The sequence below is a fragment of the Tenacibaculum singaporense genome, assembly GCF_003867015.1.
Classification (GTDB): domain Bacteria; phylum Bacteroidota; class Bacteroidia; order Flavobacteriales; family Flavobacteriaceae; genus Polaribacter; species Polaribacter singaporensis.
On record NZ_CP032548.1, the window covers coordinates 1,655,836 to 1,676,075 of the forward strand.

The following is a 20,240-nucleotide window of genomic DNA, read 5'->3' on the forward strand; positions in this document are numbered from 1 at the left end:
ATGTTTAGAACACGCAGACTAAGGAAAACAGAAAATATCCGTCGATTGGTTAGAGAAAATAAGCTTTCGGTAGATGATTTTGTATACCCATTATTTATTGAAGAAGGAACAGGTATTGAAACAGAAATTCCTTCAATGCCAGGAATCAACCGTTATTCATTAGATACCATTTCTAAAGAATTAGATGAGGTTGTTGCCTTAAAAATTCCAGCAGTATTGTTATTCGGTATCCCATCCAAAAAAGATGATGAAGGGACTGAAACATGGAATGATAACGGAATTATGCAACAAGCTATCCGATTCATAAAAAAGAATTACCCAGGTTTATATGTAATTACTGATGTATGTTTTTGTGAATATACAAGTCATGGTCACTGTGGAGTAATACATGATAATGATGTAGATAACGATGCAACTCTAGTTAACTTAGCAAAACAAACAGTATCACATGCGAAAGCTGGAGCAGATATGGTAGCACCATCAGGAATGATGGACGGTGCTATAGCTATGATGCGTGAGTCGTTAGATAATACTGGTTTTGCGAACTTACCAATCATGGGATATTCTGTAAAATACGCATCAGGATTTTACGGCCCTTTTAGAGAAGCAGTAGATTCAGCACCGTCGTTTGGAGATAGAAGAACCTATCAAATGGATCCTTCTAATAGAGATGAAGGATTACGAGAAGCAACTTTTGATGATCAAGAAGGAGCAGATATTTTAATGGTAAAACCAGCACTATCGTATTTAGATATCATTAGAGATTTAAAAAATAATTTTGATAGACCTATTGCTTGCTACAATGTAAGTGGAGAATACTCAATGGTAAAGGCAGCAGCTGAAAAAGGTTGGATTGATGGTGAAAAAGTAATGATGGAAAGCTTACTGTCTATGAAAAGAGCAGGAGCAGATATAATCATTACCTATTTTGCCAAAGAAGCTGCGAAAGTTTTAATGAGATAAAATGGAAAGAATAGCTGTAGCAGGAAATATAGAAGCCCCGATATATAAATTACTATTAGATAAAGGGTTTAAAATATCTATACAAGGAGAGTATTGGGTTGCTAAAAATAATAATTTCGAAGCTATAGCTGATAATATAATAGAACTGACAGGTATTATATACTTGAGAGAAAATAAAGGTAAGAACTGGAAAGCTAGTGATGATGTAATTGATAATTATATCGACTTTCTTAAAATGAATGAAAAATAAATGGAATTCAAAAAATCACAAGAATTATATAACAAAGGATTAGAAAACTTAGTAGGAGCGGTAAATTCACCAGTACGTGCATTTGCATCCGTAGGAGGGAATCCTTTATTCATAAAAAAAGCGAAAGGAAGTAAGATTATTGATGTAGATGGTAATTCGTACATCGATTTAGTATTGTCTTATGGTCCAATGATTTTAGGACACCGTCATAGAAAAGTAGAAAAAGCTATTAGAAAAGCGTTGAAAAATGGGTATTCTTTTGGAGCATCAACAAAAGGTGAAATTAAATTAGCAAAAATTGTTTGTGATGCTTTTCCAGGAATGGACAAGGTTCGTTTTGTAAATTCTGGTACAGAGGCGGTATTAAGCGGAATTCGTTTAGCGAGAGCGTTTACTGGAAAAGACAAAATTATAAAGTTTGCTGGTTGTTACCACGGACATCAAGATGCCTTATTAGTGGCAGCAGGTTCAGGTTTAGCTACGTTGAGTTTACCAGGAAGTAAAGGAGTGCCAGAAGGGGCTGTAAAAAACACCTTGATTGCAAATTACAACGATTTAGAAAGTGTAAAAGCGCATTTTGAAGCTCACGATGATATTGCAGGAGTTATTTTAGAACCTATCGCAGGAAACATGGGAGTGGTAACACCACAAGATGACTTCTTAAAAGAATTAAAAGAGTACGTAAACTCAAAAGGAGCTTTATTAATTATTGATGAGGTAATGACAGGTTTCCGTTCTAAGTTTGGAGGAGCTCAAGAAGTATTAGGTGTTGAAGCTGACATTACTTGTTTAGGAAAAGTAATAGGTGGAGGCTTTCCAGTAGGAGCGTATGGAGCACGTAATGAAATTATGGAAATGGTGGCACCGTTAGGAGGAATGTACCAAGCAGGAACGTTAAGTGGTAACCCAATTGCAATGGCAGCAGGAATCTCTACTTTAACAGAATTAAAGAAGCAAAACCCATATGAAAAATTTAATGAGATTGCTCAAATTATTGAGGTATTCTTATTAGAATCAGCTAAAAAGCATGGAGTTGAAATTACAGTCAATCGATTTGGTTCGATGATTAATCCATTCTTTACCAATAAAAAAGTAACCAATTTTGAAGATGCACAAACTTCAGATACTAAGAAATATGCAACTTTCTTTTGGGAAATGACTAAAAATGGGGTGTTTTTACCTCCAAGTCAGTTTGAAGCTTGGTTCTTATCATCAGCATTAACAGAAAAAGATATTCAAGAGATAGCTAATGCCATTGATAAGTCGATGGAAGCAGTATCAAAAATGTAGAATAAATAATTGTCATTACGAGGAAGAATGACGTACAGATAGACATGATAAAAAACGATTTATTTTTAAGAGCGTTAAAAGGAGAAACAGTTGATCGTCCACCAGTATGGATGATGCGTCAAGCAGGAAGGTATTTGCCAGAGTTTATGGAAATTCGTGAAAAGTACGATTTCTTTACACGTTGTAGAACTCCAGAATTAGCTTCAGAAATTACAGTACAGCCAATTCGTAGGTACGGAATGGATGCTGCAATATTATTCTCAGATATTTTAGTAATTCCACAAGCAATGAATATTGAAGTGGAAATGAAACCTAACTTTGGACCTTATTTGCCAAATCCTGTAAGAGATAAAAAAGGATTAGATAGTGTAATTATACCTGATATTCATGAAGAATTAGGCTATGTAATGGATGCTATTAAAGCAACCAAAGAAAAGCTAAACGATGAAATACCATTAATAGGTTTTGCGGGGTCTCCATGGACTATTTTATGTTACGTTGTACAAGGACAAGGGTCTAAAAACTTTGATAAGGCAAAAGAATTTTGTTTTACGCAACCAGTTTTGGCACACGAATTGCTTCAGAAGATCACAGATACCACAATTGCTTATTTAAAAGAAAAGGTAAAAGCAGGTGTGAATGCTGTACAAGTTTTTGATTCTTGGGGGGGAATGTTATCCCCAACAGACTATCAAGAGTTTTCATGGCAATACATTAATCAAATAATAGAAGCATTAAAAGATGATGCACCAGTAATAGCTTTTGGTAAAGGATGTTGGTTTGCCTTACATGAAATGGCACAATCAAACGCCTCAGCTTTAGGAGTAGACTGGACATGTTCTGCAAGAAATGCACGTTATTTAACAGGAGGAAATATTACCCTACAAGGTAACTTTGATCCTTCTAGGTTGTTGTCTCCACCAGCTGAAATAAAAAAGATGGTACACCAAATGATAAATGAGTTTGGTAAAGACAAATATATTGTTAACTTGGGGCACGGAATTTTACCAAACATCCCGCTAGAGAATGCAAAAGCATTTATAGATGCGGTTAAGGAGTATAAAGCCGACAGATAACCCCTCTTAAATAATTAAAAATGAAGAAATTATCTTTTGTTTTGATGTGTTTTTTAACAACTGTTATTTTCGCACAAAATAAAACGTATTACAATTTTGCAGTAAACAATTGTGTAGAAGAAAGCGCCGAAGGTTTGATTGATAAGTGCATTAAAGGCTCTTATTTGTTAAATTATAATTTTACGACAATAGACAGTAAAACGGTAAGCACAGACAAAATTAACAAGCCAATTGTGTTGATAGCTAACGCTACTTGGTCGGCTCCTTGTTGGGGAGACGTACCAGCCTTAAACAAAATGGTAGAAAAATATAATGATCAATTGGAGTTTATTATGATTTTCTGGGATAAGGAAGCTAAGGTTAAAAGAATGGCTGAAAAATTAGATAAGAGAATTAAGCTAGTTCCTGCAAGAGACATCGATAAAGTACAAAAAGGATTTTTAGATATCAGTGGTTTTGTTCACAAATTAGACTATCCAACAGCATATTTAATAGGTAAAGACAAACAATTTGTTAATGTTAAAAGAGGTGCTGCGACACCAACAAAAGAAATAGGTTGGGATAAAGTTAACGAAATCAACACTAAGAATTTTGAAGACTTTTTAGCACCAATTTTAAAGTAAATTAATTCAACAATATTTTTAAAGACCTCTTTCTTAATCGAAAGAGGTTTTTTATTTTCACAAAAAAAAGAAATGATACAGAATATTGTAAAAGGAATTCAAGCTTATTTCGGTGCTTTCGGAATGATTTCAAAATTAAAGCTATGGAAGTATTTTATCATTCCAATGCTGATAAGCCTATTAACAGCAGCGTTTGTGGGTTTTATGGCCTATACATTTTCAGATAATATAGGTCATTACATAGCGAACTTTTGGAAATGGGAGTTTGGTAAAGAAACCTTTGAGGTAATTAGTACTTTTTTAAGTGGATTACTTATTGTGGTAATAGGTTTGGTATTATACAAACATATCGTCATGGCATTGTCAGCACCTTTTATGAGTCCGGTTTCTGAAAAAATTGAAGATCACCTTAGAGGAGAAGATCATACACATAGAATAACTTCTTTTCAAGAGCAATTAATTAGAGGTATACGAATAAACCTTAGAAATTTAACTAGAGAGCTTTTATTTACAATTCCTATCTTATTATTAGGATTCATTCCTGTGATTGGTATTGTTTCAACTGTATTACTGTTTTTAATGCAAGCATATTATGCCGGTTTTGGAAATATGGACTATACTCTTGAACGTCATTTTAAATACAGAGAAAGTATCAATTTTGTAAAAGAAAACAAAGGGCTAGCTATAGGAAATGGAGTAGTATTTATGTTGTTTTTATTAATTCCTGTTGTCGGAGTAATTCTGGTATTACCATTATCTGTTACCGCAGCGACTACAGAAACTATTAAGAAAATACAGCTTAAAAAATTACCAGAATAAGTACTTTTGCACCTCAACAGAAACAAACACATGAAAGAACAATTTTACGCCTACATTCAAGAATTACAAGATACCATAACATCAAAATTGGAAGCAATAGATGGTAAAGCTAAATTTCAAGAAGATTTATGGAAGCGTGCTGAAGGAGGAGGAGGTAGGACTCGTGTGATTGAAAATGGAAATATTTTTGAAAAAGGAGGCGTAAATATATCTAAAGTTTTTGGTGAGTTGCCTGAAGCATTAAGAAAGCAATTTGGAGTGGAAAGTGGAGACTTTTTCGCTTGTGGATTGAGCTTGGTAATCCATCCAAAAAATCCATTTGTACCCACAGTACATGCTAACTGGCGTTATTTTGAAATGTACGATGGAGAAGGTAATATCGTTACCCAATGGTTTGGAGGCGGACAAGATTTAACCCCATATTACTTATTTGAAGAAGATGCAAAACATTTTCACACGGTATGTAAAGAAGCTTGTGATAAGCATCATCCAGATTTTTATCCAAAGTTTAAAGAAACCTGTGATAACTACTTTTGGAATGCACACAGAAATGAAGCACGTGGTTTAGGAGGTTTGTTCTTTGATTATTTAAAAGAAACAGAAGGGGTCTCTATGCAAGATCGATATGATTTTGTTACCGAAGTAGGAAATAGCTTTTTAAACTCTTATGTGCCGATTGTTGAAAGAAGAAAAGATATAGAATATACTCAGGAGCACAAAGATTGGCAAGAGGTACGTCGTGGTCGTTATGTAGAATTTAATTTAGTACACGATAGAGGAACCTTATTTGGTTTAAAAACGAACGGACGTATAGAAAGTATTTTAATGAGTTTACCACCAACGGTACAATGGAAATACAATCACCATCCAGAAGAAGGTTCAGAAGAAGCGAAATTGTTAGAGGTGTTGGCTAAACCTAAAAACTGGGTGTAATTTAAAACTTATTTCCAAACAACATTTTTCTTAGTAAGTTCATTGTTTATGTTATGTATATGGAAAAGGCGTGCCTTTAATAACAGCTTTCTTCCATCCATAGTTCGAGTATATACCAACTTAGATTTACCAAGATGTTTGTTCCAGTGAGATTGAAAAATTTGACATTCTTTTTTACGAACACCAAAAATTTCAGGAACAGGAAAAAAGTTATCCAATTTTAGTTTTCTACGGAACCAACTCGTTTTTATCAGTAAATATTTAGGGTTATCGATAGGTTGTAATAACTCATCCAAAGCCTTTATGAATAATGTACTTTCATACCTGTTTGCTCCGTGAATGGTACAAGAAACATTCCCTTTAATTAGTAATTGAGTTTGAATTTGTATTTCGTTTAACGGTGTTGTTAAATGGTTTAATTCCTCAAGAGAATTCAAAATTGCAGCTGCTATTTTATCTGTTTTTTTATGAATCAATCCGAAGTATAAGTACAATTGAGCAGACTTATAAATTTTGTAACCGAATGTCAATCCTAAAGCAGATGATAATACAAATAGGAAGTAAACAATTCCTTTTTGTAATAAAACATTAAAGTTTTTGATGATAAATTCAGGAAGAAAAAAGGACAAACCAATAATAATTTCTCCAACAGTATATTTTACAATATCTTGATAATATAGTTTTTTCTGTTTAGGATATTGTTTATTCTTTTCATTAAAAAAGGTAAGTTCTTTACTAATTCCTTTTCCATGACTAATTGCATTTTTCCATCGTTGAGCAATTAAATTTCTGTTTTTAGAAAGCTCTAAAGTCTTTTTATTTTGTTGTTGAATATCTTCGTCGATAAAATTAGAAGGAAGCTGTAAACGTCCTATTCCGCTAGTTATAACAGCTTTTTCATTGTTGGAAATGCCTAAGAAAGCGTTAAAACGACGAGCAAGAATTTCAAAATCTCGCCCTCCTAATTCATCAGAAGTATCAATACAAGCCAAATGCCAAATCAAGCCCACTTTATCAGGATTTTTACTATCTACTCTAATTGCACGACCACGCATTTGGTTAGAAGTAACAAATGAGCCTACAACAGACGCTAAAATTAAGCTATTGATGGATGGAGCGTCCCAACCTTCACCTAATAACGATTTTGTTCCCACTAAAACTTTGATATGACCAAGCTCAAAAAGTTGGGTAATGACTTCAACAATACTATGTTTAGATGAATTTTTACTAGAAAGAATTACAAACTCAGTATCTGATTTTAAAGGAGTGTAATTGTAATTTTCAATGGTATCAATTAAACCAAGCTTAGCAATATTACTACTATGAATAATTACCAAACTACCTGTAAGAACAGCTAAACTATTTTTGTTTTGAGTAGTTGTTCTAACATGATGAAAAATAGGAATGACTCCTAGTTTTTTAATTTTTTTTATTTCAGGTAAAGAACAGTTTAGGTATTCTTTTCTAATATAATCTGATAAAATAACACAACGTAAATCGTCTTGTAAGTTTTGTTGTTCTTGTTGAACAATTGTAGTAATACTTTTTAATTTACTCGGACTATTACTGAGTGATTTATACAAAAGTTCATTTCCTACTAAATTGACTTTGTTTTTACTGAAAACAGCCAATTTCCGAAGTTTTTTTTCTAAAGTATTAAGATAAGCTTCATATTCAATAAGGTTATCGCGATTGGTTACCAATAAATGTTGAAACAAAATTTGAATCCATTCATTTGTAATTGAAGGAAATTCAATTTCTTCATTTTTGTCAAAACCTAATACATGTAGTTTTTCAAAAGGAATCCTTTCTCCTGTTTCGTGTAAGAAGATTAACATAGAAGAAAAGAAATCAGAATACTTGTAGAGTTCTTCTAAGTTTTCCTCTGTTTTAGCATAAAATCGATGCTGTTTTAGGAAAGAAATAAATTCTTCATCTTTTAAAATGTCAGTAACAAACTGAGCAATTTTCAGCCTAAAATCAGTAATAAAATTAATTTCGTGATCTTCTGGTTTGGAAAGAAAAACTAAATCTTGATGTGGACATAAGTTGTGCTCTTTAACTAAATCAGGAACTACAATTTCATCGTCAATTTCACCACATAGTTTAAAATATTTTTGAACTTCAGTATTTTCACTATCGTAGGGAGGGGTGGCAGTTAAAGCAATAACAGTTTGCATGTGTTGCTCTTTTAAGTCAAACAAACATTTCCACCAAGCATTTTTTAAATGATGAGCTTCATCTAATAACAAAACTTCTATTTGATGTTTTTTGAAGAAGTTGTAATAGTCTTCTTTTGTTTCAAAAGACTTATAAAAACTGTGTAAACCCTGATATGTAGAAAAGGTAATTTCAGAAGGTTGTTTAATATCAAATGAAACCTGTGTGAAATTACAATCGGTAGTAAAAAAGTTTTGTAAACGACCTTCCCATTGATTTCTAATGGTTAAAGAGGGAGCTAGAATCAATGTTTTTTTACCGATTCTTTTAATAATTTCTATTCCTAAAATTGTTTTCCCTGAACCAGGCGGTGCAACTATATGAAAATGATCATCCTGTATGTGAGCTGAAAAATTTTGAAGCACTTTTGCTTGATAAGGCCTCCAGTCAAATAAGAAGTTAAGTTTGGTAATAGCTTCGTTCAACAATTTTAAATTAGGTTAAAGAGTTCAAAAATAGAATTTTGAGTGAACAAACAAAAGTTTAATTAGATATTAAATTATTCGTAATGATATCTGTTTTTTATAGAGATAACAATAATCTGTTTGTGGTTTTTTAGAGTTGAATTGAGAATAATTTAATCGATAAAGAAGAAATCAAAAATTTTTAACGTATAAAACCATGAAAAAATCGTTGCTTTTTAGTAACTTCGCAAGCGTTTAAAATTATACACTATGGCTAGATACGAATTGAAGTTGCCTAAAATGGGCGAAAGTGTTGCAGAAGCAACAATAACTTCTTGGGTAAAAGAAGTTGGAGAAACTATTGATATAGATGACACCGTTGTTGAAGTAGCTACAGATAAAGTAGATAGCGAAGTACCTAGTGAAGTAGAAGGAACCTTAGTTGAAATCTTATTTGAAAAAGATGCTGTTGTGCAAGTAGGTGAAACTATTGCAATAATAGAAACAGAGGGTGAAGAAGGAGCAACAACAGATGCACTTAAGAAAGAAGAGGTTAAACCAGAAATTGTTGCAGCAGTGGAAAAAACAGTTGAAGTAGCCAAAGAAACAGTAACTACTACGATTGATACTTCATCAAGCGATCGTTTTTACTCTCCATTAGTAAAGAGTATTGCACAAACAGAAGGAATATCTGTAGAGGAGTTAGAAACCATAAAAGGAACAGGAAAAGAAGGTAGAGTAACTAAAAATGATATTTTATCATATTTAGAAAACAGAGGAAGTCAGCCAAAAGTTGCAGCTCCAGCTTCAACAGAAAAGAAATCGGTACCTCGATCAGCACCAGCACCAACTCCAGTTTCATTAAGTGGTCAAGATGAAATTATAGAAATGAGCCGTATGGGGAAATTAATCTCTAAACACATGGTTGATTCTATTCAAACATCAGCGCACGTACAGTCGTTTATTGAAATCGATGTAACAAATATTGTTAATTGGAGAAACAAGGTTAAAAATGCTTTCCAACAAAGAGAAGGAGAGAAGTTAACATTCACACCAATATTTATGCAAGCTGTAGCTTCTACAATTAAGAAGCACCCAATGATAAACATTTCTGTTGATGGTGATAAAATCATTAAAAGAGGAAATGTAAACTTAGGAATGGCAGCAGCTTTGCCTGATGGAAATTTAATTGTACCAGTAATCAAAAATGCTGATATGTTAAATTTAGTAGGCATGACTAAGCAAGTAAACGATTTAGCAGGTAGAGCCCGTGCTAATAAGTTAAAACCAGACGAAATTCAAGGAGGAACTTATACAGTAACTAATGTTGGTAGTTTTGGAAGTATTACAGGTACACCAATAATCAACCAACCTCAAGTTGCAATTTTAGCTTTAGGGGCTATTGTTAAGAAACCAGCAGTTATTGAAACTCCAGAAGGAGACTTTATAGGTATCCGTCATAAGATGATTGTTTCGCATTCTTATGATCATAGAGTGGTAAATGGAGCTTTAGGAGGCATGTTTATTAAAACATTAAAAGAAATTTTAGAGTCTTGGGACGTAAATCAAGATTTTTAGAAAAATGATGTAATATTTTAAAAGGCTTAGGTGTTTACCTAAGCCTTTTTTATTTTAACTATATTAGCTACTTTAACTACTAATAGAAATCAAAAAAGGATGAAAAAAATTTTAATAGCACTTTTGTTAGGTGTAACTATGGTGAGTACAGCACAAGAAAAAGTGTTACTACGTTTAAACTATGAAAAGGGGCAAAAGTACACTATGGATATGAAAATGGCTCAAGTAATAGGTGTTGGCGTAATGACAAACAACATGCATATTCAAATGAAATACAATATAACGAGTGTTTCAGATGATACATATGAAAGTAGTGCTAAAATTACCAAAATGGTAATGGATATGAAGCAAGGAGCAGTGAACATATCATATGACTCATCTAAAAAAGATGAAGAATTAGATGAGACTGGGAAAATGATGAAGTCTAAAATGCAACCTATGTTATCAGCAACAATCATGACTAAAGGTGATAACTTAGGAAATATTTTAGAAACCAAGGTTGAGCCTAGTAATATTCAAGGGGCAAAAGACTTTACAAAACAATCGAGTAGTGTAATTTATCCTAAAGAAGCAGTAGCAGTAGGAGATACTTGGACAAAAACTAAAAATGATGGAGCAATGAATTTCAGCTTTACCTACAAAGTAAAATCAATCTCTCCAAAAAATGTTTTAATAGATATTTCAGGAAAAATAACAGGGGCTGCAGATGGTGATATCACAGGAGCTATGGATATTGATAGAAGTACGGGGATGCCTTTAGAATCAAAAATTAATATGACAATGAAGATTCAAGGGCAAGATGCAACAACCAACATGACAGCGAAGTTCACGAAAGGTTAAAAAATATACCAATCATATATTTACTTAAAAAGCTCAGAATTTATTCTGAGCTTTTTTATGTTAAAAACAGTTAAAACACTTGTTTTTAATGTGTTATAATTTGTTAATTTTGTAATACTCTCATTATACTTCTCACAAAGGGGCCAGTTTATAGTATATTTCTTAAGCAAACCCATAATTACATTTTTTCAATCATTACTAAAACTTAACTATTATGAAAACAGTTAAACTTAAGCTATTAATGGGATTTCTATTACTCATGTTTATTCCATCAACCGTCTTTTCACAAGAAGAGAATCAACGTCCTGAGTATATAACTGTCACAACGGGGCACTGGAACTTAAATTATGAAAATTTTGATAAAGGAGAATGGATTGCTGTAGAAAAAGAGTTTTTAGATAAAGTTGTAAAAAAGAATGAATTTATCTTAAGGTCATTTGTGTTTTTACATCGCTTTACACCAGATAATACAGAAATAATTTTTGTAACTACATATTCTTCTTGGGATAATATTGATAAAGCTTCCAAGAGGAGTGGTGAGTTAGCAAAAGAAGCTTGGCCAGATAAAGATAAAAGAGATGCATACTTTAAGAAAAAGGATGCGTATTATACACATCATCACTCCGATGAGATTTACGCACCTATTGGAGGAGCTAAGATGTTACAGCCTACAAATAAAGAAATGATTTGGTTGGTAGTAAAAGGACATTTTGCATTTCCGGAAGATGGCTCTATGAAAGAATATGATGAATTATCTAAACAATATTTAGATAATGTTATTCAAAAAAATGAATTTATAAAAGGATTTTACCAACATGCACACGCTTGGGGATCAGACAGAACAGAATATACCAGAGCTTATGTAATAGAGTCTATGGGAGATTTAGATAAAATGGGAAAAAGAAGTAACGAACTTTTTAAAGAACATTGGTCTGATGAAGCAAAAAGAAAAGAGTTTGGAAAAAAAATGAGAAAGTACTTTACAGGTAAACATGGGGATTATATTTATACATCAGTACCAGAACTAACTAAATAAAGAGATATTAAAAGAGCTCAGAAATTCCTGAGCTCTTATTTTTTATGGAAAAACCACCAGTTCATATCCCTTGTTTGTTTGTAACCTAACTTTTCGTAAAGTTGTATTGCAGGATTTCCTTTATTAGTGTGTAAAATAGGGTGCTTTCCAGTTTTTAAAATTTCTTTAGTAACATGTTGAGAAAGTTGTTTAGCTAATCCTTTTCTGGTATGTTCAGGATGAGTAACTACGGCACTAACTTCAATAAAATTATCAGTTTGCATACGTTGCCCAGTTACAGCAACAAGTTTATTATCCTTAAAAATCCCAAAATACTTTCCCATATCAAAAGTTCTTTTTCTATAATAACCAGGCATTACTAACCATACTAGGTTATAAATTTCATCAATATGTTCTTCAGTTAATGGAACTATTTCTTCAATAATATCAAAATCAGTTAAGTCTTCAAGTATCATTTGGCAACCATCAATCTTTTTGTATAGAAGAATTTTGTCTTTGTCATAAGTAGGTGTTTTATTTTCAGAAACTAAAAAGAATTTATCAGTAAGTTTTGAATATTCATTCAATGCATCTGTAGTTTTTGAAACATCAGTAAAAGCACCAAAAGGACAAACTGTAGGATTATAAAACTTTACACCATCATAATTAATAGCAAATTTTTCATGTGTTTCACACAACGAATGCCAAACAGGATTTTCAAGCTTATTATTCATTATAAATATTAGTTAAGGCTGTTTTTAAGGTTGGAAAAATAAAATTATAAGCATTATTGGTTTTTTTAGAAGAAACTCTACTTCCTTTTAATAAAATATAAGCCATTTCACCCAGTGCTGTTTTTAAAATAAAAGAAGGAGCATTCATAGGAAGCACAGGCTTACTAATACTTTTTCCAAGTAATTTTGTAAAACTTTCATTGGTTTGATGTTCGGGAGCAACGGCGTTATAAACTCCACTAAAGTTGTTGTCTTCTATTGCTTTTATATAAAGCTTACACAAATCATCAATATGAATCCAAGGCATGTACTGTTTACCATGACCTAAAGCTGATAAAAACAAAGGAGTATTCATTTTTTGTAAAGCTCCACCATTTTTTGAAAGAACGACACCAGTTCGTAAAATGGTTACAGGAATATCTATTCGTTCGAATTGAAGAGCAGCATTCTCCCATTTTACACAAATTTTAGAGATAAAATCATTTTCAGGTTTATCATTTTCTGTAAAAATTTTATCGGAAGTAACAGCTCCATAATATCCTATACCAGAAGCAGAAATAAACTTTTTAAGAGATATTTGATATTCTTGTACTTTATTGAATAGTAAAGTAGCAGTTTTTACACGACTATCAATCAACTCTTTTTTTCTTTCATTGGTCCAACGTTTATCTGCTATACCTGCTCCAGCTAAGTGGATAATATGGCTAACATTGTTAAAAGCATCTTTATCAATAAAACTTTCTTTTACATTCCAGCGAAACTCATTGTTCTTTTTAGGTGTTCGGGTAAGAATGTTTACCACATGTCCTTTACTAGTTAATTTTTTGGTTAACTCTTTTCCAATCAACCCTGTTCCGCCTGTAATTAATATTGTAGCCATAGTACTCAAAAATAAACATTCATTTTTAAAGAAATGAATAGGTAAAAGAAGAGTATAAAAAAAATCACCTGTAATCCCTTTAAAATAGGAAGGTTTCATGTTTTTATAAAAAAAAGTTAAAAAAATAAAAACCGTCATTGCTATTTTCTCGTAAGTAAGGTTGAATGAGTAATTAACTTTAAAATTTACAACCATGAAAAAAATGAAATTAATTATTGGAGCTAGTGCTTTAGCATTAATAGGGCTGGTTTTATTAGCAGCCGATCACATTGACGCTCCAGACGTAACAGGAGGCTCAAGTGATATTACAGACTTTTATGCTTTCCAAGGAGAAAATACAAGCAACCTTGTATTTGTAGCGAATATTCAAGGACTTTTAAGTCCGTCTGCTACAGCATCAGCAAGTTTTGATGAAAACGTATTGATTGAATTTAATATCGACAACAATGATGATAAAGTTGAAGATTTAGTAATTCAGGCAATTCCAAGAGATGGAAAAATGTACTTTTTTGGTCCATACAATCCATCAACTACTGGTTTAACTAGTACGTTACCACAAGATGGCTCTGAATATGGGGTTTCTATAACTCCTTATGGATCTAGTGCTATTATTGGTAGTAAAGGAGGAATGCAATTTTTTGCAGGACCTAGAGACGATCCTTTCTTTATGGATTTTGCTCAATATGGTGAAATTATAGCAGGAAATGCAGGTGGCTTTAACGACCCAGGAGCAGATACTTTTGCTGGGACTAATGTATTATCAGTTGTTGTAGAAGTTCCAAAATCTATGATTGGAGGTTCAGGTACTATTAATACTTGGGTAGAAACTAAAACGAAGCAGTAAAAAACAATCAACTTTAAAATTCAAAGACATGAAACTTAACAATATAAAAATCTTAGCAATTTCAATCCTATCAATCTTTGCCTTAGCAAGTTGTAGTGATGATGATAATAATATACCACCAATGGCTTCTATTGACTTCTCGGGAAGTTACATGCAAAAAGACCAAATGGGTAGACCAGCAGTGAATACTGTTTTTGTAAATAGTGATATGAAAGATGCGTTTAATGTAACAATACCGTCAGAACAAGGAGCAAATTTTGCTGCAATGTTTGAAACAAATTTAAAAGCATTAAGTCCTGCATATGCAAACGATGGAGATACGAATGCATTAGGTTTAGACGCTGCAACTTTTGCGAGTGTTTTAGCTACCGATGTATTAACCGTTTCATTAGATGGTACAACAACTTTTTATGATGGAACTAATGTTTTAACAGGAAGAGCTTTAGCAGATGATGTAATTACAGTTGAGTTATTATTGATTTTTGGAGGAGAAGATTTTTCTGAAAATCCAACATTATCAGATGATCATGTAGATGCGAATGATAAAAACTTCTTAAGCTCTTTTCCATATTTAGCAAGTCCTTGGTAAAATGGGATGACTAAACCTCCTGGGGTTAAAATTGGTTGCTTTTTTAGCAACCAATTTTTAAACAAATTATTAACTAAAAATCCTTCTAAAATGAAAACTATAAAAATAATTATTTGTGCTATTTTAAGCAGCACTATACTGAGTTGTACAACTTCAAAAACAACAAAAGTAGCTAACCAAAAAGAGTATAATAAGTATATACAAAATACAACGACTACTTCAGAATCGTTAGCACAAAAAGAACTAGATTTTTGGCAGAACAAACTAAACAATCAGCCAACACAATATCCATATTTAAGTAAAATAGCAAAGGCTAACACATTACTTTTCTCAGAAAAAGGAAATATTTCTTATTTGATAGAAGCTGAAAAGAAGCTGTTAAAAATCAACCAAAAAACGAATTATAACAAAGCTTCACATTTACGATCATTAGCAAGAAACTATATCTCTCAACATCGATTTAAAGAATCGTTAGAATTACTAAAAAAAGCTGAGGTAAATGGAGAAAACCTAAATGCGACTCAAAAAATGTTGTTTGATGTTTATTTAGAGTTAGGAGAACCTCATAAAGCTTCAGAATACTTAGCTGAAATTGAAAATTATGCTGACTTTGATTACCTAATAAGAGTTTCTAAATGGCATGATTATAAAGGAGATTTGTCTTCTGCAATTCGATTTATGGAAAAAGCCATGAAAAAAGCAGAAGAAGCTAATAATAAAGACTTAAAAGCTTGGAGTTATACCAATTTAGCTGATTTCTATGGTCATAATGGTCAAATAAAAGATTCTTATAAATTATATTTAAAAGCATTAGAACTAGATAACAGTAACGCGTATGCAAAAAAAGGTATTGCTTGGATAGTATATTCTCATGATAAAAATCCAGATGAAGCACTGCGAATTTTAGATATCATAAGTAACGAACATTCTTCTCCAGATTACTATTTATTAAAGGCAGAAATAGCCGAGTTTAAGAATAATTTAACAATAAAAGAAAGTAATATAGAGGTATATTTATCGGCTGTAAAAAATAGCTCATATGGTGTAATGTATAATCAGCATTTAGCTAAATTATATTTAGAAGAATTTAATGACACATCTAGTGCGTTATCATACATCGAAAAAGAAATTGAGAGTAGGTCTACGCCACAATCTTACGATTTACTAGCCTGGTATTATTACAAAAATAAAGACTTTAAAAAAGCTTTAGAAGTAATTAATACATATGTAGTAGATAAAACTTTCGAGCCCGAAATACAGTATCATATAGCTGAAATTTACAAAGCAAATGGAATTAATGATAAAGCTATGGCTTTAAAAGAAGAGTTATTAGACAGCTCTTTTGAGTTAGGTCCGTTGATGACAGAAAAAATTTTAAATATATAACCAAACTTCAGTATTTTGAAAACAAAGATTTTATTTTTAGCATTATTGTTAGGTAGTTACCATGTATTTTCACAACAATTTAAAGGAAAGGTATTAAATACCAACAAAAAGCCTTTAGAGAATGTATATGTATATAATACTACTAGTAACAGCCATACACATACAAAAGTTAATGGAGAATTTATCTTAGATAATTCAAAAGTAGGAGATATTATTGAATTTGGAATTCTAGGATACAAAAAAATCAACTTAGAATTAGGTAGTGACGATCTAAGCTCTCCAAAAACAATTATTTTAGAAATGAAAAGTTTTTTGTTAGATGAGATGGTATTATCTAACAAGAGAGATCCATTACAAACAATTGTAAGAGTTGATTTAGATAAAAAACCAGTAAGTTCATCTCAACAAATATTACAACGAGTACCAGGACTTTTTATAGGTCAACATGCTGGTGGAGGAAAAGCGGAACAAATATTTTTAAGAGGTTTTGATATTGATCACGGTACAGATATAGCGTTGTCGGTAGACGGAACACCAGTAAATATGGTTTCTCATGCACACGGACAAGGGTATAGTGATTTACACTTTATAATTCCTGAAACCATCGAAAAAATTAACTTCGGAAAAGGACCTTACTACGCTAGTAAAGGAGATTTTAATACTGCTGGATATGTAGATTTTAAAACAAAAACATATTTACAAAACAGTAGAGTAGAAGTTGGTATAGGACAGTTCAATACATTTAGAACTTTAGGAATGTTTAATTTGTTAGATAAAAATAATACAGACAATGCTTATGTAGCTATTGAGTATTTAGAAACAGATGGTTTTGTAGAATCTCCTCAGAATTTTAGTCGAATTAATATTTTTACGAAGTATAGAACCTTTTTAAAAGATAATAGTAGTTTATCATTATCAGCTTCATATTTTACTAGTAAATGGGATGCTTCTGGGCAAATACCACAAAGAGAAGTTGATAATGGAAATATTACTCGTTTTGGTTCAATTGATGATACTGAAGGAGGAACAACATCGAGAACAAACATAAACTTAGAACACTCAAAAGTTTTAAAGAACGATGTTAGTGTAACTTCAAACGTTTTTTATTCAAATTATAATTTTAATTTATTTTCAAACTTTACCTTCTTTTTAGATGATCCTGTGAACGGAGATCAAATAAAGCAAACTGAAAACAGAGATGTTTTCGGGTTCAATACACAGTTTAAAAAGAAAACCCATATATCAAATACACCTGTAGAGTTGACTTTTGGAACAGGTTTACGTGCTGATATTGTAGATAATTTAGAGCTATCGCATACACTTCAAAGAAAAGAAGTTTTAGATCGAATTCAATTAGGAAAGGTAAATCAAACTAACTATTACGCTTTTGTAAATAGTGAGTTTGAGTTTGGGAAATTTATGGTGGCACCAGCTTTACGTTTAGATTATTTAAAATTTAACTACAATGATTATTTACTAGATGAATACAAAACGTTTTCTGAATCACAAGTAGTAGTTAATCCTAAGATAAATGTTACTTATACTCCAAATGAAAAAATTCAATGGTTTTTAAAATCAGGAATAGGCTTTCATTCAAATGATACTAGGGTAGTGGCAACCCAACCCAACAGGAAAACATTACCTAGAGCTTATGGTGTTGATTTAGGGGCTGTTTGGAAACCAACCTCAAAAATAGCTATAAATACAGCATTATGGTACTTACTTTCAGAAGATGAATTGGTTTATGTTGGAGATGCTGGTATTGTAGAACCTTCAGGAGAAGTACAACGCTATGGTATTGATTTAGGTCTTAGATATCAGTTAACAGATTGGTTATATTTTGATAGTGATGCTACTTTTACAAAAGCAGAAAGTGTTGACGATCCGTCTGGAGAAAATAATATTCCTTTAGCTCCTAAAGTAACTGTAACAGGAGGATTATCAATAAATAATTATAAGAACTTTTCAGGAGGAGTTCATTACAGATATATAGGTGATAGACCTGCAAATGAAGATAATTCAATAGTAGCAGAAGGTTATTTTGTTACCGATGCGAATATTAGTTATAAAATAAATAATATAACACTAGGTGTAGCGTTAGAAAATATTTTTGATGTAGCTTGGAATGAAACACAGTTTGCTACAGAATCAAGGTTGCAAAATGAACCAAATTCTGTGGAAGAAATTCATTTTACACCAGGAACTCCGTTTTCTGCAAAAGCCACCATACGATATTCTTTTTAAAGATAATGATAGTCCGGGGGGACTTGATAGTTGTCATTTTTTTAGAAGGATTAATGGCAACAAAAATATAGCCGCTTTAAGCGGCTATATTAATTTATAAAATAGATTGTTATTTATACTGCACCTAGAGTATATAATTGTTCTAAAGTAGGAGTTTCGCTTCCTCCAGCTGGCTCTAGAGTAATACCGAAAGCTTGTGAATCATTAGGATTGTTAATAGTAAATATTTTACTATCACTAGCAGCAAAGTTATCTATAGTACCTAAACTAGTTGGAGATAACGGATCAAGTTTTAAAGACCATACTTGGTATACTTTTCCTTCTGGAGGATCAGGTAATCCCTGAACATCAAGGTAAATATTTTTAGAGTTTTTATTCCAATATACCTTTGCATAGGCTTCAGGATATACTTTTTGTCCTTGTAAAGGAACTGTAACAATATCTTTGCTTCTTATTACTGCTAAAAGCTTTTTGTTTTCAGCTAAATCAGCATTAGTTTCATCTAACTTAATTTCATATTGTTCTTTAGCTTCATTAATCGTGTCTATTTGACCTTGTAAATTAGCACTCTTATTTAACGATAAAATTAAAGTACTACCAACTACTAAAGCAGCAGCCCACCCTGTATAAGTTACCCAATTATTTTTAGATGTTCGTAAAGGAATTGTTTTAGCTGAATCTTCTTTTTCTTGTAACATTTTAATTAAAACGTCTTTAAAAGAATTTTTAGCATTTTTAGGAGCAACATGAGAAGTAAGAATAGAAATTGATTTTTCAATTTCTTTTACCTCTTCTAAAATCTCAGGATGTTCCACCATCAAACTATATACTTGCTCATTTTCTTTATCAGAAAGAGCACCAGCTATGTATAGTTCTAATATTCCAGATTCTATGTGTTTATTTGTAGCCATTATTTAAGCATAAGTCTTAATTCGTTAATACAATTTCGGCTTCTAGTTTTTACAGTGCCAAGAGGCATTTTTAAACTTTCAGAAACCTCCTTTTGTGTAAAGCCTTTAAAGTAAAGAAGCTCTATAACCTTAATACAAGTATCTTTTAACTTGTTTACAAAGTTTTTTATACCAATAGCATCAGTTTTAGAGTCTAAACTGTCATGGTTCTCTAATATATCTACGAAAATTTCGGCATCAAGGTTTTTAGAACTGTTCTTAAAGTTTTTAGATCTTGTTTTATCAATAGCTGCATTTCTGGCAATATTGATAATCCATGTGAAAAAACGTCCTTTTTTTTCAGAATAAGTGTTTGCGTTATTCCAAGCTTTTATAAAAACATCTTGTGTTATTTCTTCAGCTATTGTTTGATCTCTGACAATATTGTAAACTACACCAGTAACGCTTTGTTTGTACATTTCGTAGAGGCTTTCAAAAGCTTTTACATCTTTGTTTTTAAAATTTTTAACGAGGGATTCTAGTTGCATATAGTTAATTGATTGGAGTACAAAATACTAAAAATCATTTAGAATTTACCTAAATATCTTTTCTATTAGGTTTATTGTTTAGTGATTAAAAGTGATAAGCGTATAGTAAAAAAG

Annotated in this window: 19 protein-coding genes; 14 read left to right on the plus strand and 5 right to left on the minus strand. The window is 31.8% G+C overall.

The genetic code is table 11. The features are described 5' to 3' along the window. The 7 genes from hemB to hemF all read left to right on the plus strand — a co-directional run bounded on the left by hemB (window position 1) and on the right by hemF (window position 5,954). Window positions 1-963 (plus strand): porphobilinogen synthase, encoded by a 963-nt coding sequence (gene hemB, locus D6T69_RS07395; protein WP_125067137.1) that lies wholly within the window; start codon window positions 1-3, stop codon window positions 961-963. Between the two features lies 1 nt (window position 964). Beyond that, entirely contained in the window at window positions 965-1,213 is a 249-nt protein-coding gene (locus tag D6T69_RS07400; RefSeq protein WP_125067138.1) for a hypothetical protein, read from the plus strand. Continuing rightward, the gene (hemL, locus tag D6T69_RS07405) at window positions 1,214-2,503 is read left to right on the plus strand and encodes a glutamate-1-semialdehyde 2,1-aminomutase (RefSeq protein ID WP_125067139.1); all 1,290 of its coding nucleotides are present in this window, start codon (window positions 1,214-1,216) and stop codon (window positions 2,501-2,503) included. 44 nt (window positions 2,504-2,547) lie between these two features. Then, complete coding sequence (hemE, locus tag D6T69_RS07410) at window positions 2,548-3,579, plus strand: uroporphyrinogen decarboxylase (RefSeq protein WP_125067140.1); 1,032 nt, start codon at window positions 2,548-2,550, stop codon at window positions 3,577-3,579. A gap of 20 nt (window positions 3,580-3,599) precedes the next feature. Next, window positions 3,600-4,202, plus strand: coding sequence for a TlpA family protein disulfide reductase (locus D6T69_RS07415; protein WP_125067141.1), 603 nt, complete (start codon window positions 3,600-3,602; stop codon window positions 4,200-4,202). 72 nt (window positions 4,203-4,274) lie between these two features. After that, the gene (locus D6T69_RS07420) at window positions 4,275-5,021 is read left to right on the plus strand and encodes an EI24 domain-containing protein (RefSeq protein WP_125067142.1); all 747 of its coding nucleotides are present in this window, start codon (window positions 4,275-4,277) and stop codon (window positions 5,019-5,021) included. A gap of 30 nt (window positions 5,022-5,051) precedes the next feature. Continuing rightward, complete coding sequence (hemF, locus tag D6T69_RS07425; protein ID WP_125067143.1) at window positions 5,052-5,954, plus strand: oxygen-dependent coproporphyrinogen oxidase; 903 nt, start codon at window positions 5,052-5,054, stop codon at window positions 5,952-5,954. A gap of 8 nt (window positions 5,955-5,962) precedes the next feature. On the opposite strand, the gene D6T69_RS07430 is transcribed toward hemF, so the two are convergent. Next, window positions 5,963-8,599: a DEAD/DEAH box helicase family protein gene (locus D6T69_RS07430; protein WP_240628386.1), complete on the minus strand. Its 2,637-nt coding sequence runs from the start codon at window positions 8,597-8,599 to the stop codon at window positions 5,963-5,965. Window positions 8,600-8,848: 249 nt separating this feature from the next. Here D6T69_RS07430 and D6T69_RS07435 point away from each other — a divergent pair, with 249 nt between their 5' ends. The 3 genes from D6T69_RS07435 (at window position 8,849) to D6T69_RS07445 (ending at window position 12,032) form a co-directional block, all read left to right on the plus strand. Beyond that, window positions 8,849-10,156, plus strand: a complete 1,308-nt coding sequence (locus D6T69_RS07435; RefSeq protein ID WP_125067144.1) for a dihydrolipoamide acetyltransferase family protein — start codon at window positions 8,849-8,851, stop codon at window positions 10,154-10,156. 99 nt (window positions 10,157-10,255) lie between these two features. Next, the gene (locus D6T69_RS07440; RefSeq protein ID WP_125067145.1) at window positions 10,256-10,996 is read left to right on the plus strand and encodes a DUF6263 family protein; all 741 of its coding nucleotides are present in this window, start codon (window positions 10,256-10,258) and stop codon (window positions 10,994-10,996) included. A gap of 214 nt (window positions 10,997-11,210) precedes the next feature. Then, window positions 11,211-12,032 carry a hypothetical protein gene (locus D6T69_RS07445; RefSeq protein ID WP_125067146.1) on the plus strand — a complete coding sequence of 274 codons (822 nt, stop codon included), beginning with the start codon at window positions 11,211-11,213 and terminating at the stop codon, window positions 12,030-12,032. A 35-nt stretch (window positions 12,033-12,067) separates the two neighbouring features. Here D6T69_RS07445 and D6T69_RS07450 read toward each other — a convergent pair whose 3' ends face one another. Beyond that, complete coding sequence (locus tag D6T69_RS07450; RefSeq protein WP_125067147.1) at window positions 12,068-12,745, minus strand: GNAT family N-acetyltransferase; 678 nt, start codon at window positions 12,743-12,745, stop codon at window positions 12,068-12,070. After that, a complete protein-coding gene (locus D6T69_RS07455; RefSeq protein ID WP_125067148.1) occupies window positions 12,738-13,625 on the minus strand; it encodes a TIGR01777 family oxidoreductase in 888 nt (295 codons plus the stop codon). The genes D6T69_RS07450 and D6T69_RS07455 overlap by 8 nt, the downstream gene beginning before the upstream one ends. A gap of 193 nt (window positions 13,626-13,818) precedes the next feature. On the opposite strand from D6T69_RS07455, the gene D6T69_RS16170 reads away from it, so the two are divergent. The 4 genes from D6T69_RS16170 (at window position 13,819) to D6T69_RS07475 (ending at window position 18,688) form a co-directional block, all read left to right on the plus strand. After that, a complete protein-coding gene (locus D6T69_RS16170; RefSeq protein ID WP_125067149.1) occupies window positions 13,819-14,469 on the plus strand; it encodes a DUF4331 family protein in 651 nt (216 codons plus the stop codon). A gap of 28 nt (window positions 14,470-14,497) precedes the next feature. Then, window positions 14,498-15,058, plus strand: a complete 561-nt coding sequence (locus D6T69_RS16175) for a DUF4331 family protein (protein WP_125067150.1) — start codon at window positions 14,498-14,500, stop codon at window positions 15,056-15,058. Window positions 15,059-15,148: 90 nt separating this feature from the next. Beyond that, the gene (locus D6T69_RS07470) at window positions 15,149-16,444 is read left to right on the plus strand and encodes a tetratricopeptide repeat protein (RefSeq protein ID WP_125067151.1); all 1,296 of its coding nucleotides are present in this window, start codon (window positions 15,149-15,151) and stop codon (window positions 16,442-16,444) included. A gap of 15 nt (window positions 16,445-16,459) precedes the next feature. Then, window positions 16,460-18,688, plus strand: a complete 2,229-nt coding sequence (locus D6T69_RS07475; RefSeq protein WP_125067152.1) for a TonB-dependent receptor — start codon at window positions 16,460-16,462, stop codon at window positions 18,686-18,688. Window positions 18,689-18,801: 113 nt separating this feature from the next. Here the strand turns inward: D6T69_RS07475 and D6T69_RS07480 are convergent, their stop codons facing one another. Both D6T69_RS07480 and D6T69_RS07485 read right to left on the minus strand, forming a co-directional pair. Next, complete coding sequence (locus D6T69_RS07480; protein ID WP_125067153.1) at window positions 18,802-19,599, minus strand: anti-sigma factor; 798 nt, start codon at window positions 19,597-19,599, stop codon at window positions 18,802-18,804. Beyond that, entirely contained in the window at window positions 19,599-20,126 is a 528-nt protein-coding gene (locus D6T69_RS07485) for an RNA polymerase sigma factor (protein WP_125067154.1), read from the minus strand. The genes D6T69_RS07480 and D6T69_RS07485 overlap by 1 nt, the downstream gene beginning before the upstream one ends. Between the last annotated feature and the right edge of the window lie 114 nt (window positions 20,127-20,240).

Coding starts and splice junctions, on each gene's coding strand:
- hemB (WP_125067137.1), top strand. CDS start 1: ATGTTTAGAACACGCAGACTAAGGAAAACAGAAAATATCCGTCGATTG.
- D6T69_RS07400 (WP_125067138.1), top strand. CDS start 965: ATGGAAAGAATAGCTGTAGCAGGAAATATAGAAGCCCCGATATATAAA.
- hemL (WP_125067139.1), top strand. CDS start 1,214: ATGGAATTCAAAAAATCACAAGAATTATATAACAAAGGATTAGAAAAC.
- hemE (WP_125067140.1), top strand. CDS start 2,548: ATGATAAAAAACGATTTATTTTTAAGAGCGTTAAAAGGAGAAACAGTT.
- D6T69_RS07415 (WP_125067141.1), top strand. CDS start 3,600: ATGAAGAAATTATCTTTTGTTTTGATGTGTTTTTTAACAACTGTTATT.
- D6T69_RS07420 (WP_125067142.1), top strand. CDS start 4,275: ATGATACAGAATATTGTAAAAGGAATTCAAGCTTATTTCGGTGCTTTC.
- hemF (WP_125067143.1), top strand. CDS start 5,052: ATGAAAGAACAATTTTACGCCTACATTCAAGAATTACAAGATACCATA.
- D6T69_RS07435 (WP_125067144.1), top strand. CDS start 8,849: ATGGCTAGATACGAATTGAAGTTGCCTAAAATGGGCGAAAGTGTTGCA.
- D6T69_RS07440 (WP_125067145.1), top strand. CDS start 10,256: ATGAAAAAAATTTTAATAGCACTTTTGTTAGGTGTAACTATGGTGAGT.
- D6T69_RS07445 (WP_125067146.1), top strand. CDS start 11,211: ATGAAAACAGTTAAACTTAAGCTATTAATGGGATTTCTATTACTCATG.
- D6T69_RS07450 (WP_125067147.1), bottom strand. CDS start 12,745: ATGAATAATAAGCTTGAAAATCCTGTTTGGCATTCGTTGTGTGAAACA.
- D6T69_RS07455 (WP_125067148.1), bottom strand. CDS start 13,625: ATGGCTACAATATTAATTACAGGCGGAACAGGGTTGATTGGAAAAGAG.
- D6T69_RS16170 (WP_125067149.1), top strand. CDS start 13,819: ATGAAAAAAATGAAATTAATTATTGGAGCTAGTGCTTTAGCATTAATA.
- D6T69_RS16175 (WP_125067150.1), top strand. CDS start 14,498: ATGAAACTTAACAATATAAAAATCTTAGCAATTTCAATCCTATCAATC.
- D6T69_RS07470 (WP_125067151.1), top strand. CDS start 15,149: ATGAAAACTATAAAAATAATTATTTGTGCTATTTTAAGCAGCACTATA.
- D6T69_RS07480 (WP_125067153.1), bottom strand. CDS start 19,599: ATGGCTACAAATAAACACATAGAATCTGGAATATTAGAACTATACATA.
- D6T69_RS07485 (WP_125067154.1), bottom strand. CDS start 20,126: ATGCAACTAGAATCCCTCGTTAAAAATTTTAAAAACAAAGATGTAAAA.